The 13,101-nt window shown below is 65.9% G+C and carries 9 protein-coding genes; 7 read left to right on the top strand and 2 right to left on the bottom strand.

Annotated elements, in window-relative coordinates; translation table 11 throughout:
- The first annotated feature begins 18 nt into the window (after positions 1 to 18).
- The 4 genes from AC1PQG_RS04445 to AC1PQG_RS04430 all read left to right on the top strand — a co-directional run bounded on the left by AC1PQG_RS04445 (position 19) and on the right by AC1PQG_RS04430 (position 4,347).
- The gene (locus tag AC1PQG_RS04445) at positions 19 to 498 is read left to right on the top strand and encodes a c-type cytochrome (RefSeq protein ID WP_481121449.1); all 480 of its coding nucleotides are present in this window, start codon (positions 19 to 21) and stop codon (positions 496 to 498) included.
- Between the two features lie 220 nt (positions 499 to 718).
- On the top strand, positions 719 to 2,143 hold the full coding sequence (gene aspA / locus AC1PQG_RS04440) for an aspartate ammonia-lyase (RefSeq protein ID WP_481121448.1): 1,425 nt from the start codon (positions 719 to 721) through the stop codon (positions 2,141 to 2,143).
- 34 nt (positions 2,144 to 2,177) lie between these two features.
- Positions 2,178 to 3,476 carry a dicarboxylate/amino acid:cation symporter gene (locus AC1PQG_RS04435; protein WP_481121447.1) on the top strand — a complete coding sequence of 433 codons (1,299 nt, stop codon included), beginning with the start codon at positions 2,178 to 2,180 and terminating at the stop codon, positions 3,474 to 3,476.
- A 115-nt stretch (positions 3,477 to 3,591) separates the two neighbouring features.
- Positions 3,592 to 4,347 carry a sulfite exporter TauE/SafE family protein gene (locus AC1PQG_RS04430; RefSeq protein WP_481121446.1) on the top strand — a complete coding sequence of 252 codons (756 nt, stop codon included), beginning with the start codon at positions 3,592 to 3,594 and terminating at the stop codon, positions 4,345 to 4,347.
- Positions 4,348 to 4,369: 22 nt separating this feature from the next.
- Here the strand turns inward: AC1PQG_RS04430 and thiC are convergent, their stop codons facing one another.
- Positions 4,370 to 6,286, bottom strand: a complete 1,917-nt coding sequence (gene thiC / locus AC1PQG_RS04425) for a phosphomethylpyrimidine synthase ThiC (RefSeq protein ID WP_481121445.1) — start codon at positions 6,284 to 6,286, stop codon at positions 4,370 to 4,372.
- A 393-nt stretch (positions 6,287 to 6,679) separates the two neighbouring features.
- Here thiC and AC1PQG_RS04420 point away from each other — a divergent pair, with 393 nt between their 5' ends.
- The 3 genes from AC1PQG_RS04420 to AC1PQG_RS04410 all read left to right on the top strand — a co-directional run bounded on the left by AC1PQG_RS04420 (position 6,680) and on the right by AC1PQG_RS04410 (position 10,419).
- The gene (locus AC1PQG_RS04420; RefSeq protein WP_481121444.1) at positions 6,680 to 7,828 is read left to right on the top strand and encodes a porin; all 1,149 of its coding nucleotides are present in this window, start codon (positions 6,680 to 6,682) and stop codon (positions 7,826 to 7,828) included.
- Between the two features lie 40 nt (positions 7,829 to 7,868).
- Positions 7,869 to 9,539, top strand: a complete 1,671-nt coding sequence (locus AC1PQG_RS04415; RefSeq protein ID WP_481121443.1) for an outer membrane protein assembly factor BamB family protein — start codon at positions 7,869 to 7,871, stop codon at positions 9,537 to 9,539.
- A 211-nt stretch (positions 9,540 to 9,750) separates the two neighbouring features.
- The gene (locus AC1PQG_RS04410) at positions 9,751 to 10,419 is read left to right on the top strand and encodes a c-type cytochrome (RefSeq protein ID WP_481121442.1); all 669 of its coding nucleotides are present in this window, start codon (positions 9,751 to 9,753) and stop codon (positions 10,417 to 10,419) included.
- Positions 10,420 to 10,751: 332 nt separating this feature from the next.
- Here the strand turns inward: AC1PQG_RS04410 and AC1PQG_RS04405 are convergent, their stop codons facing one another.
- A complete protein-coding gene (locus tag AC1PQG_RS04405) occupies positions 10,752 to 13,043 on the bottom strand; it encodes a TonB-dependent receptor (RefSeq protein ID WP_481121441.1) in 2,292 nt (763 codons plus the stop codon).
- Positions 13,044 to 13,101 lie beyond the last annotated feature (58 nt).

Genomic DNA, 13,101 nt, shown 5'->3' with positions numbered 1-13,101 from the left:
TCCCCACACCAGAGAACCATGACACACCCCACGTTCCCCACTTCCCTCACCGCCCGTGCCATCCGGCAACGGGCGTTCGCCGTCGGCCTGTGCCTCGCCCTCGGGCTCAGCGGCCTGGCCCACGCCTTCGGCGTGACGCCGGCCGGCGGCGCCCCCGCCGCCGCGTCGGCCAATCCCCTCGCCGGCAACGCCGAGGCCGCCCGCAAGGGCGAGGAGCTGTTCGGCCGCAACTGCCAGCAGTGCCACAACACCCGCGGCCACGGCGGCAAATGCCCGCAACTCGTGCGCGGCGCCTGGGCCCCCGGCGGCCCCAACTCCGACAAGTTCATGTTCGACACCATCTCCAAGGGCCGCCCCAACACGCAGATGGGCTCCTTCGGCATGGCCCTCGGCGAGGAGGAGATCTGGCAGATCGTCACCTTCCTGCGCGAGGAAGCCGTCCGCGTGAAGGCCGCTGCCCGCAAGGCGGGCGACGACGACGATTCGAACTGGTACTGAGCCCTCATCCCCACCGCACCGTTCGGATTTCCGGATGCTTTTTTCACCCCCTTTCCGGGAATCCGAACGAACCTGTAACCGGAGAAAACAAAACCCTTTAAAAACATACTCATAAAAACTCGGATCGAGGTCCGAGCGGTGGCACAGCTCCTGCAAATGAATGGGCACGACGGCCTCTCCACGGCCCGGCAAACGACATTCAAAAGCATTGGAGACACGCATGACCACCACCGCCATCTACCGCACGGAGCACGATCTGCTCGGCGACCGCCAGGTTCCCACCGCCGCCTACTACGGCGTGCACACCTTGCGGGCCCTGGAGAACTTCAACATCAGCGGCATCTCCATCGCCGCCTATCCGGACCTGGTGCGCGCCCTCGCCCAGATCAAGCTCGCCGCCGCCCAGGCCAACCAGGAACTGGGCCTGCTCGACAGCGAGCGCACCGACGCCATCGTCAAGGCCTGCCGCGAAGTGATCGCCGGCCAGTACCACGATCACTTCGTGGTGGACGTCATCCAGGGTGGCGCCGGTACCTCTACCAACATGAACGCCAACGAGGTGATCGCCAACCGGGCGTTGGAGATCCTGGGGCACCGGCGCGGGGAATACCTGTTCCTGCACCCCAACGAACACGTCAACATGAGCCAGTCCACCAATGACGTGTATCCCACCGCCCTCAAGCTGGCTACCTACGTGGGCATCTTCCGCCTGGTGGACGCCATGGCCCACCTGCGCTTCGCCTTCGAACGCAAGGCCACCGAATTCGCCGACGTGCTGAAGATGGGCCGCACCCAGCTGCAGGACGCCGTGCCGATGACCCTCGGCCAGGAGTTCTCCACCTACGCCACCATGCTCGGCGAGGACGAGGAGCGCCTGAAGGAAGCCGCGCTGCTGATCCGCGAGATCAACCTCGGTGCCACCGCCATCGGCACCGGCATCAACGCCCACCCGGACTACGCCGGCCTGGTGTGCCGCCGCCTGGTCGAAGTCAGCGGCATCCCGGTGGTCACCGCCCCGAACCTCATCGAAGCCACCCAGGACTGCGGCGCCTTCATCCAGCTGTCCGGCGTGCTCAAGCGCGTCGCCGCCAAGCTGTCCAAGGTCTGCAACGACCTGCGCCTGCTGTCCTCCGGCCCGCGCGCCGGCTTCTGCGAGATCAACCTGCCGGCCCGCCAGGCCGGCTCCTCGATCATGCCGGGCAAGGTCAATCCGGTGATCCCGGAAGTGGTGAACCAGATCGCCTTCGAGGTGATCGGCAACGACATGACCGTCACCTTCGCCGCCGAAGCCGGCCAGCTGCAGCTCAACGCCTTCGAGCCGATCATCGCCCACAGCCTGTTCAAGAGCGTGCTGCACCTGTCCCGCGGCTGCACCACGCTGGCCGACCTGTGCGTGGATGGCATCACCGCCAACCGGGACGCCCTGCGCGCCAGCGTCGAACGCTCCATCGGCATCGTCACCGCGCTGAACCCCTACATCGGCTACGCCAACGCCACCGACGTGGCTGCCGAAGCCCACGCCACCGGCAAGGGCGTCGCCGAGATCGTGCTCGCGCGCCAGCTGATGAACGCCGAGCAGCTGGCCGAGGTGCTGCGCCCGGAAATACTGACCAAGCCGCAAATGATCCCGACCCGGGCCGCCTGAGCAGCCCTCCATTCATAGGAACAAGGAGAACATCATGAAAATGAACCGGCTGACGACCCTGATCGGGATCGCCCTAGTGCTCGGCATCATTGTCGGCTACGCCTGCAACACGCTGGCCGCCACGCCCGCCCAGGCCAAGGAAATCGCCTCCTACTTCGGCATCCTGACCGACGTCTTCCTGCGCCTGATCAAGATGATCATCGCACCGCTGGTCTTTGCGACCCTGGTCGCCGGCCTGGCCGGCATGGGCGACACCAAGACGGTTGGCCGCATCGGTCTCAAGGCCCTCGGCTGGTTCGTCTGCGCCTCGTTCTGTTCGCTGCTGCTCGGCCTGCTGTTCGCCAACCTGCTGCAGCCCGGCACCGGCCTCAACGTACCGCTGCCCGAAGCTGGCGCCGCCACCAACCTGAAGACCAGCGCGCTGAACCTGAAGGACTTCATCACCCACGTTTTCCCGAAGAACATCTTCGAGGCGATGGCGGCCAATGAAATCCTGCAGATCCTGGTCTTCGCCGTGTTCTTCGGCACCGCCCTCGGCCACCTGCACAGCCAGACCGCGCGCAGCCTGGTGTGCACGATGGAAGAAGTCGTCCATGTGATGCTCAAGGTCACCGACTACGTGATGCGCTTCGCCCCGGTCGGCGTGTTCGGTGCCGTCGCTGGTGCCATCACCACCAACGGCCTGGGCATGCTGCTCGTCTTCGGCAAGCTGCTGCTCAGCTTCTACGCCGCGCTGGCCGCCCTGTGGCTCGTGCTGATCGCCGCCGGCTACTTCGTGCTCGGCAAGGACATCTTCCGCCTGCTCAAGCTGATCCGCGGCCCGATGCTGGTCGGCTTCTCGACCGCCTCCAGCGAATCGGTCTATCCGAAGCTGATGGAGCAACTCGAAAAGTTCGGCATCAAGAACCGCGTCACCAGCTTCGTGCTGCCGCTGGGCTACTCCTTCAACCTCGACGGCTCGATGATCTACACCACCTTCGCGGCGCTGTTCGTCGCCCAGGCCTACGGCATCGAGATGAGCCTGACCACGCAGATCACCATGCTGCTGGTGCTGATGGTGTCCTCCAAGGGCATCGCCGGCGTGCCGCGCGCCTCGCTGGTCGTCGTCGCCGCCGTGCTGCCGATGTTCAACCTGCCGGAAGCCGGCCTGCTGCTGGTGCTGGGCATCGACCACTTCCTCGACATGGGCCGCACCGTCACCAACGTGCTCGGCAACGCCATCGCCACCAGCGTCGTCGCCAAATGGGAAAACGCCATCGTCCCGGTCGATGAAGCCTTCGACGACGAAGACGAGGCCCTGCCGGTCGACGACGGCGTTACCGCCGTAGCCTGATCCAACTTCGCCCCCCCGAAACTCGCCCCCCTTGCGGGGGCGAACTCATTCGCCCTCGGCCACAAGATCCGCCAGGAGGACGCATGACTTCGCCCCAACGGAAATCGCCTTCCCCATGTCCCTCGAACTCCTGCTGCTCGGCAGCGTGGCCTTCTTCGCCGGTGCGGTCGATGCCGTGGTCGGCGGCGGCGGCCTGATCCAGATCCCGGTCCTGCTCGGCCACTTTCCGCAGGTCGCCATCCCGACCCTGTTCGGCACCAACAAGCTGTCGAGCATCGCTGGCACCGGCGCGTCCCTGTGGCAGTACGCGCGGACGGTCCGGATCCCGTGGTTCGTCGTGCTGCCGGCAGCGCTGGCCGCGCTGGTCGGCGCCTGGCTCGGCGCCGCGGTCGTGGCCTGGCTGCCCCGCGAGGCGATGCGCCCGCTGGTGATGGTGCTGATGCTGGCGGTGGCCATCTACACCTTCCGCCGCAAGGAACTCGGCCAGGCGCCGACCCGCGAACTGCGCCCGTCCGACCGCTGGCGCGCCGCCGCCTTCGGCGCCGCGATCGGCTTCTACGACGGCTTCTTCGGCCCCGGCACCGGCAGCTTCCTGATCTTCGGCTTCGTGCGCCTGTTCGGCATGGACTTCCTGCGCGCCTCGGCCAGCGCCAAGCTGGTCAATGTCGCCACCAACCTGTCCGCCATCGCCTTCTTCGCCAGCCACGGCCCGCTGCTGTGGGGCATCGGGCTGACGATGGCGGTATGCAACCTGGCCGGCGCGCAGGTCGGCACGCGACTGGCCGTTCGCCACGGCAGCGGCTTCGTGCGCAAGGCCTTCCTGGCGGTGGTGACGATACTGATCGGCAAGCTGGGCTGGGAGATGATGTAACTCCCGCCCGGCACCTCCCAGCTTAAATCTTCCGGTAGATCTCCGCGCCGCTCTTCACGAACTCGACGGCCTTGGTTTCCATGCCCTTGCTGAGGGCTTCGTCTTCGCCGATGCCCTGCTTGGCGGCGAAGTCGCGCACGTCCTGGGTGATCTTCATCGAGCAGAAGTGCGGGCCGCACATGGAGCAGAAGTGGGCCACCTTGGCCGACTCCTTCGGCAGCGTTTCGTCGTGGAAGCTCTTGGCCTTGTCCGGGTCGAGGCCCAGGTTGAACTGGTCGTCCCAGCGGAACTCGTAACGCGCCTTGGACAGGGCGTTGTCGCGGATCTGGGCGCCCGGGTGGCCCTTGGCCAGGTCGGCGGCGTGGGCGGCCAGCTTGTAGGTGATGATGCCTTCCTTGACGTCGTTCTTGTCCGGCAGGCCCAGGTGCTCCTTGGGGGTCACGTAGCACAGCATGGCGGTGCCGTACCAGCCGATCATCGCGGCGCCGATGCCGCTGGTGATGTGGTCGTAGCCGGGGGCGATGTCGGTGGTCAGCGGGCCAAGGGTGTAGAACGGGGCTTCCTTGCAGTGCTTCAACTGCAGGTCCATGTTCTCCTTGATCAGGTGCATCGGCACGTGGCCCGGGCCTTCGATGATGGTCTGCACGTCGTGCTTCCAGGCGATGTCAGTCAGCTCGCCGAGGGTTTCCAGCTCGCCCAGCTGCGCCGCGTCGTTGGCATCATAAATGGAGCCGGGGCGCAGGCCGTCGCCGAGGCTGAAGGCCACGTCGTAGGCCTTCATGATCTCGCAGATCTCCTCGAAGTGCGTGTAGAGGAAGCTCTCCTTGTGATGCGCCAGGCACCACTTGGCCATGATCGAGCCGCCGCGGCTGACGATGCCGGTCATGCGGTTGGCGGTCATCGGGATGTAGCGCAGCAGCACGCCGGCGTGGATGGTGAAGTAGTCGACGCCCTGCTCGGCCTGTTCGATCAGCGTGTCGCGGAAGATCTCCCAGGTCAGCTCCTCGGCCTTGCCGTCCACCTTTTCCAGGGCCTGGTAGATGGGCACGGTGCCGATCGGCACCGGGCTGTTACGGATGATCCATTCGCGGGTTTCGTGGATGTTCTTGCCGGTGGACAGGTCCATCACCGTGTCGCCGCCCCAGCGGGTGGCCCAGGTCATCTTGTCCACTTCCTCGTTGATGGAGGAGCCGAGGGCCGAGTTGCCGATGTTGGCGTTGATCTTCACGAGGAAGTTGCGGCCGATGATCATCGGCTCGGACTCGGGGTGGTTGATGTTGTTGGGGATGATGGCGCGGCCGCGGGCGACTTCGGAACGCACGAACTCGGGGGTGATCTCGCCGGGGATCGCTGCGCCAAAGTCCTGGCCCTTGTGCTGGCGGGTCAGCAGCGCGGCCATCTTCTCGCCCTGCGGGCCGGTGGCGCGCAGGCTTTCCAGGTAGGCGGCCCGGTTCACGTTCTCGCGGATGGCGACGAACTCCATCTCCGGCGTGATGATCCCACGGCGGGCGTAGTGCATCTGGGAGACGTTGGCACCGGCCTTGGCGCGGCGGGGCTTGCGGTGCAGGCCGGGGAAGCGCAGCTCATCGAGCTTGGGATCGGCGGCGCGGGCACGGCCGAACTCGGAGGACAGGTCGGGCAGCACTTCGGTGTCGCCGCGCTCTTCGATCCAGCCCTGGCGCAGGGCCGGCAGGCCGGAGCGGATGTCGATGCGGGCGGTCGGGTCGGTGTAGGGGCCGGAACAGTCGTAGACGAAGATCGGCGGGTTCTTCTCGCCGCCGAAGCCGGTCGGCGTATCGGCCTGGGTGATCTCGCGCATCGGCACTTGAATGTCCGGGCGGCTGCCTTCGACGTGGATCTTGCGGGAATTGGGCAGCGGCGCAACGGCCGCTTCGTCCACATGGGCGGACGCAGCGAGGAATTTGTCGGTGGCGTTCATGGAGGCTCCTTTGGGAATTGGAATTCGATCTATGCTCTTTATATAAATGGCGTACCATCTCCAGTACGGCTTTCAGCAAATTCCACGCCACACCGCGCCAACCCTGGCAAAACGCCCATCCCGCCAATAAGCGCCCAATCCTCCTCCAATCCGCTCCCAATCGGCGTTGAGACGACGGAGACAAAAGAGACGCCTGTCTCCATTCCCCGCTGCCAATTGAGACACCTGTCTCGACTTTTATTTCCCATTTCGCCCTATTTCCCCGTCGGGATTGGAAAAAGACGACCTGGCAAACAAATTGCAATTCCCTCCTCGCCACCGGCCTATTAAGCCGGAGGAATCCGGATGCTTCCGGCTCAATAGCCGGAAGAACAATAACGAGGAGACATACTCATGATTCAGCACTCATCCGCATCCAAGGGCCGTCTGCAGAACCCGCGCATCCTGCGCCACGCCATCGCCATCGCGGTGGCCGGCCTGGCCCTGCCCGCACTGGCCGAAACCAATGTGGCGATCTACGGCATCATCGACGCCGGCCTGCTGTACCAGAGCAAGACCGGCACCGACGGCAAGAGCAAGAGCTCGATGGAAACCAGCGGCCTGCGCCAGACCATCATCGGTTTCAAGGGGGACCGTGACCTGGGCCAGGGCCTGGAAGGCTTCTTCAACCTGGAAGCCCACTTCGACACCAACAACGGCCAGTTCCACGGCACCGGCGATGCCCAGGGCAACGGCACTCCGTTCTTCCGTCGCCAGGCCAACCTGGGCCTGCGCGGCGACTGGGGCAGCGTGACCTTCGGCCGCCAGTACGGCCCCGCGCTGCTGGCCCACATCGGCACCGAACCGCGCGCCTTCAAGGAGCAGTTCTCCAACCTCTACGCCTGGGCCTACAACCAGTACGCCGCCACCAACGGCGCACCGGGCACCGACCGCAACACCAACAACGACGTCGGCATTTTCTTCAGCAATGCCATCCAGTACCGCAACACCCTCGGCCCCTACAGCTTCGGCGTGCTGTACTCCCCCGGCGGCCAGGCCGGCAGCCTGGACAAGAACAGCGTGTGGGCGGTGGGCGGCACCTACACCGGCCCGGTGGTGCTGTCGGCGTCCTACCAGGTCATCAAGGACCAATCCACCGCCAACGACAACGTGCGCCACGGCGGCCTCGGCTTCGCGGTGCCCTTCGGCGACTTCACCTTCAAGGCCAACTACCTCAACGCACGCAATTCCCTCAGCACCGGCGCCAACGTCTCCAACGTCAATGCGATCGGCGTCGGCACCGACTGGAAGTGGCATCCCAAGAACACCGCGACCCTTGCCTACTACGACAACAAGGACCGCATGAACAAGGACGACCACACCCGCAACATCGTCATCAGCAACGACTACTCGCTGCGCAACGACACCATCCTGTACGCTCAGATGGCCTACGTGGATGCAGGCTCCGCGGCCACCATCAAGACCAGCATCGTCGCCGCCGGCATTCCGAGCGTGGGCAACAAATCCACGCTGCTCAACGTCGGCCTGAACTTCACGTTCTGACCCCCGCCCCGACACACCAAAAGATCACAAGGACAACACCATGAAGATCGCCCAAATCCGCCTGGCCGCCTGTCTCGGTGCCGCCGGCCTGATCGCCGGCAGCGCGCTGGCCGCCGACACCCGCCCCGGCTACGCCGACCCGGACAACTGGCCGCAGTACCACCGCAGCTACAACGCCTGGCGTTTCAGCCCCCTCACCCAGATCAACAAGACCAACGTGAAGAAGCTCAAGGTGGCGTGGATCCACCAGCCGGGCAACATCACCCACGGCCTGCAGGCCACCCCCATCGTCATCGACGGCATCCTGTACTACGTGTCGGCCAACAACAACGTGTGGGCGGTGGACGCCACCAACGGCAAGACCCTGTGGCACTACGAGCCCAAGCTGGCCGCCATCTCCAAGCAGGTCTTCTACGCCGCCGCCAGCCGCGGCGTGACGGTCGGCCGCGGCAAGGTCTTCCTCGGCACCCTGGACGGGCGCTTCATCGCCATCGACCAGAAGACCGGCAAGGAGCTGTGGTCCACCCAGCTCACCGACCAGAAGACCCAGTACGGCGCCCTCTTCTCGGCCCCGCCGCAGCTCGCCGGCGACGTGCTGTTCGGCGGCACCACCGGCGGCGACCAACCCATCGCCGGCAAGATCTACGCGGTGAACGCCGACACCGGCAAGCCGGTGTGGAACTTCGACATCATCAAGAACGACCCGGCCAGCTGGCCTGGCGACAGCGGCAAGGTCGGCGGCGGCTCGGCGTGGATGCCTGGCACCTACGACGAGAGCACCGACACCATCTACATCGGCACCTCCAACGCCGCCCCCGACTACTACACCGCCGGCCGCGAAGGCGACAACAAGTACACCTCCACGCTGCTCGCCCTCGACCCCAAGACCGGCAAGCTCAAGTGGCACCGCCAGGAAATCCCCCACGACACCTGGGACTTCGACGCCGCCTACGAGGCCCTGCTGGTCAAGAAGGACGGCAAGGACGTGATCGTCCACCTCAACAAGAGCGGCTTCGTCTTCGTGATGGACAAGCAGGACGGCAAGCTGGAGAACGTCTGGCAGTTCGCCGAGAACATGAACTGGGCCAAGGGCATCGACCCGAAGACCGGCGCCCTCATCGAGCCGCGCCGCCCGCAGCCCGGCAAGCGCGAGCTGCTGTGCCCCAACCTGCTCGGTGCGCGCAGCTGGAACCACGGCGCCTACAACCCGGGTACCGGCCTGTGGTACTCCCACGCGATGGAAGTGTGTAACGAAGTGGTTTCCGGCAAGGACGACCCGTCCAACCTGAACGCCATCTCGGCCCTGTCCCTCGGCATCGACGAAATCAAGCTGGTGCCGCCGCCCAACGGCAAGAAGCCCGACGGCCGCCTCGACGCCCGCGACCCGCTGACCGGCAAGATCAAGTGGAGCATCCACTACGAGCTGCCGCCCCTGTCCAGCGTGCTGACCACCGCCGGCGGGCTGGTGTTCACCGGCGACATGGAAGGCCGCCTGTATGCCTATGACGCCGACAACGGCAAGGAACTGTGGCGCTTCAACGCCGGCTCCGGTGCCCGCGGCGGCCCGGTCAGCTACGCCGTCAAGGGCAAGCAGTACATCGTGATCCCGACCGGCCTCGGCTCCCACGCCCCGGGCTTCCTGTCCGGCGCCTTCCCGCAGATCAAGGACCTGCCCGGCGGCGCCGCGCTGATCGGCTTCACCCTCGAGTAAGCCCGCCTTACGAGCTCCGCGGCACGACGGGTCCGGACGCGGCCCGCCGTGCTGTTCCTAGGGTGTGGTGCAGACCTCCAGGTGCCACACCCCTTTTTTATTCCCCGTTATCCCGTTGGGGCGAATTCATTCGCCCACGGAGGTGGATCGACGCACAGAGGGCGGATGAATTCGCCCCAACAAGACCCCAGTTCCAATCGGAGACAAGACCATGAACGCCCTCCCCATCCGCCTGCGGACATTCGCACCCGCCCTGCTCCTCGCCCTGTTCGCCCCGGCCCACGCGGTCGCCCCACCGCCCGACGAAGGCAAGGCCCTGGTGGCCGCCGGCCACAACCGTTTCGACAAGCTGTGCGTGAGCTGCCACGGCGCAGGCGGTGCCGGCGTGGCTCCCGGCGGCGCCAACGCCAGCTACGGCCCCAAGCTGGCGTCCCGCAGCGACCTGCCCGAAGAACGCATCCGCGACCGCATCATCCACGGCAAGCACGGCGACAAGGCCATGCCGCCGTGGGGCACCGTGCTCGAAGCGAAGGAGATCGACCAGCTCGTCGCCTACGTGCAGCGCATCGCCAGCACGCCCGCCGGGCACGGCACCGGCCCGCTGGCTCCCTTCGACCTCAACGACCAGGCCCGCATCGACGCCGGCAAGCGCCGCTTCGCCAAGACCTGTGCCGGCTACTGCCACGGCTTCGAAGGCGTCGGCGGCCGCGCCCCCGACTTCAAGGGCCGCACCGACCTGCCCGCCGAAGTGGCCTACGAGACCATCTCCAAGGGCCGCCAGGGCGCCGACGTGATGCCCCCGTGGGGCGGCGCCTTCAGCGAAGAACAGATCTGGGAACTGGTCGCCTACCTGCAGTACCTGGGCAAGCAGAAACCGTAAGCGGGCAACGGCGGCGGCCCTTTCGACTCCGGAACGGCGAAAACGGAAGAATACTTTCCGCCTTTCGAGCTCCGCCCCCGAAAGTTCGAGCTCAACATCCGAAACTTCGACCTGAATCACCGAAACTTCGGACTCAAAGCTCGAAGTTTCGGACTCCGGGCTCGAAACTTCGAGCAATCCGGTCGAAACTTCGAGTTCCGAACCCGAAGTTTCGAGCTCGCGATCCGAAGTTTCGGCAAATTCATCCGAAAAACGGAAGGCAATCATCCAATGACGGATGCTTGCCTTCCGTTTTCAGTTAACAAGCGGGCGCCTGCGCGCGCCCGTGCTTGTCAGTACTTCAAGCTCAGACTCAGCCCCACGATGCGCGGCTCGCCGTAGCCGGTCGGGTAGTGGCCGTTGGTGGCGTTGGTGCCGCCCTGGTAGAGCATGGCCTGGTTCTTGTAGCGCTGGTCGGTCACGTTGTTCACGTAGGCCCCGACGGTGACCTTGCTGCCGGGCAGCGTGTAGGCGGCGCGCAGGCTGCCGAGCCAGAAGGCTTCCTGGATGGCGTAGGGGTCGGTGTTGTCGGTGACGTTGAAATTCACCTGGCTGGTGTAGCTCCAGTCGGTGCTGAGCAGCAGGCTGCCGCCGGCGACGGGCAGGCGGTAGTCGGCGCCGAGCAGGCTGGTGACGCGCGGCACGCGGGCGAAGTTGAAGCCGGCGTAGCTCTTGCCCCCTGCGGTGAGCTCGTTGAACTTGGTGCGCAGGCTGCTCAGGTTGGCGCGCAGCTTGAGGGCCGACGTGGCCTGGAACTGGGTCTCGAACTCGATGCCGTCCACCTCGCCGGCGCCGGCATTCATCAACGTCGGGTAGAAGGCGCTGCCGAACACCTGGTTCACCACCAGCTGCATGTCCTTGTAATCGTAGTGGAAGGCGCTGGTATTGAAGATCAGGCGCTGGTCGAGCCAGCTGCTCTTGTAGCCCACCTCGTAGGACTTGAGCTTCTCCGGCTTGACCACCGAGAACTGCGAGACGCCGGGCACCCCGTTGGGGGTGATGTAGGTGTTGTAGTTGCCGGAGCGGAAGCCGCTGGCGTGGCGCACATAGACCAGCTGGTTGGTGGCCAGGCGGTACTCGGGCGTGAAGTCGTAGCCGAGGTTGGACCAGCTGTTCTCCACCCGCCCGTTGGTCGAGTAGTAGGTGCTGGTGGCGGCGGCGCCCAGGGAGTCCGGCGACCACCAGTCGGCCGCCACCGGGAAGGCCGCGGCGCTCGACGCGATGCGCGTGGTGAGGTCGATGCCGACCGTCTCGCGGGTGTAGCGCACGCCGCCGTTGAGCTTGAAGCGCTCGTTCACGCGGTAGCCGGCGCTGCCGAAGAGGGCCGTGCTGCGGGTGTCCTGGGTGTAGGCCGTGTAGTTGTACGACTGGGTGCCCGTGGTGCCGGTGAGCTTGGCGTTGGTGGTGAAGGAGTCGTTCTTGTCGTGGAAGAAGTAGGCCCCGGCGATCCAGCTGAGGTCCTGGTCCTTGCGCGAGGCGAGGCGGAACTCCTGGCTCTCCTGGGTCACGCTGTTACGGTTGTAGGAGCGCGCGTTGCTGCCGGTGCTGTATTCGTAAGGCGTGTAGTCGGAATCCGCCACGCCCCAGCGGCGGCCGTGGTCGACGGCGGTGATTGAGGTGAGGGTCAGCCCGCCGAGGGCCCAGTTGAGGGTCAGGTTGAGGCCCTGGGTCTCGACGCGCAGGGGCAGGTCCACGTTGTAGGCGACGTGGCGGCGATCGCCGTTGCCATTGCCGATGGGCGCCACATAGCCGTAGAGGTCCGCCGCGCCGTTGCGGGTGACCGAATACCAGGGGTTCTGCGTGCCTTCCAGGTTGCGCAGGTTGAGGGCCAGGCTGGCGTCGAAGTCCGGCGTCACCAGGGCCAGCAGCTGGAAGCGGCCCGCGAAGTCGCGGAAGTCGCCAACATCGCGGCCGGTCACGGTGTTGGTGGCGAGGCCGCCGCGCTCCTCGTAATGCACGGCGGCACGGCCGGCCAGCACGCCTTCCTGCAGTTCGCCGCCGATGGCGCCTTCAGCGACGCGGGTGCCGTAGCTGCCGGCCTCGAAGCGGGCGTAGCCGTCGGTGTTGAAGGTGGGCTTCTTGGAGATGAAGTGGAAGGCGCCGCCGGTGGTGTTCTTGCCCCACAGGGTGCCCTGCGGCCCGCGCAGCACTTCCACCTGCTGCAGGTCGTAGAGCGGCGCGCCCTGGAACAGGTTGTTGTTGTAGTAAACCTGGTCGGAGTAGAAGCCGATGGGATTGACCGCGTTGTTGGTGGCTTCGTTGGAGCCGACGCCGCGGATGAAGAAGCGCGGCCGGGCGCGACTCTCGGTGTTCCAGCCCTGGGCCGCCGGCACGAACTTGGCCACGTCCTTGGTGCTGCGCAGCTCGGCGTCCTGGATGTCGGCGCCGCTGATGGCGGTCACCGCGGCGGGCACCTCCTGCAGTTTTTCCGAGCGCTTGGTGGCGGTGATGACCACCGTGTCGAGGGCGGCGCTGTCTGCCTCGCCGTCGGCAGCCCAGGCGGCCGGGACGCTGCCGAAGCCGATCAGGGTGCCGGCAACGGCCAGGGCGATGCGCTGTCGTTTGAATCGCTTTACGTGATGCACTGTGTTCTCCGCGCAAGAGGGCACGGCCCGCCCGCCAGGGGCGCAGCCGGCCGTTTCG

Source organism: Zoogloea sp. GDB6, assembly GCF_056724105.1.
This window is presented reverse-complemented; position numbering and strand designations above follow the sequence as displayed.

Excerpts from the sequence above, each read along its gene's own strand:
- AC1PQG_RS04445 (WP_481121449.1), top strand. The coding sequence starts at position 19 with ATGACACACCCCACGTTCCCCACTTCCCTCACCGCCCGTGCCATCCGG.
- aspA (WP_481121448.1), top strand. The coding sequence starts at position 719 with ATGACCACCACCGCCATCTACCGCACGGAGCACGATCTGCTCGGCGAC.
- AC1PQG_RS04435 (WP_481121447.1), top strand. The coding sequence starts at position 2,178 with ATGAAAATGAACCGGCTGACGACCCTGATCGGGATCGCCCTAGTGCTC.
- AC1PQG_RS04430 (WP_481121446.1), top strand. The coding sequence starts at position 3,592 with ATGTCCCTCGAACTCCTGCTGCTCGGCAGCGTGGCCTTCTTCGCCGGT.
- thiC (WP_481121445.1), bottom strand. The coding sequence starts at position 6,286 with ATGAACGCCACCGACAAATTCCTCGCTGCGTCCGCCCATGTGGACGAA.
- AC1PQG_RS04420 (WP_481121444.1), top strand. The coding sequence starts at position 6,680 with ATGATTCAGCACTCATCCGCATCCAAGGGCCGTCTGCAGAACCCGCGC.
- AC1PQG_RS04415 (WP_481121443.1), top strand. The coding sequence starts at position 7,869 with ATGAAGATCGCCCAAATCCGCCTGGCCGCCTGTCTCGGTGCCGCCGGC.
- AC1PQG_RS04410 (WP_481121442.1), top strand. The coding sequence starts at position 9,751 with ATGAACGCCCTCCCCATCCGCCTGCGGACATTCGCACCCGCCCTGCTC.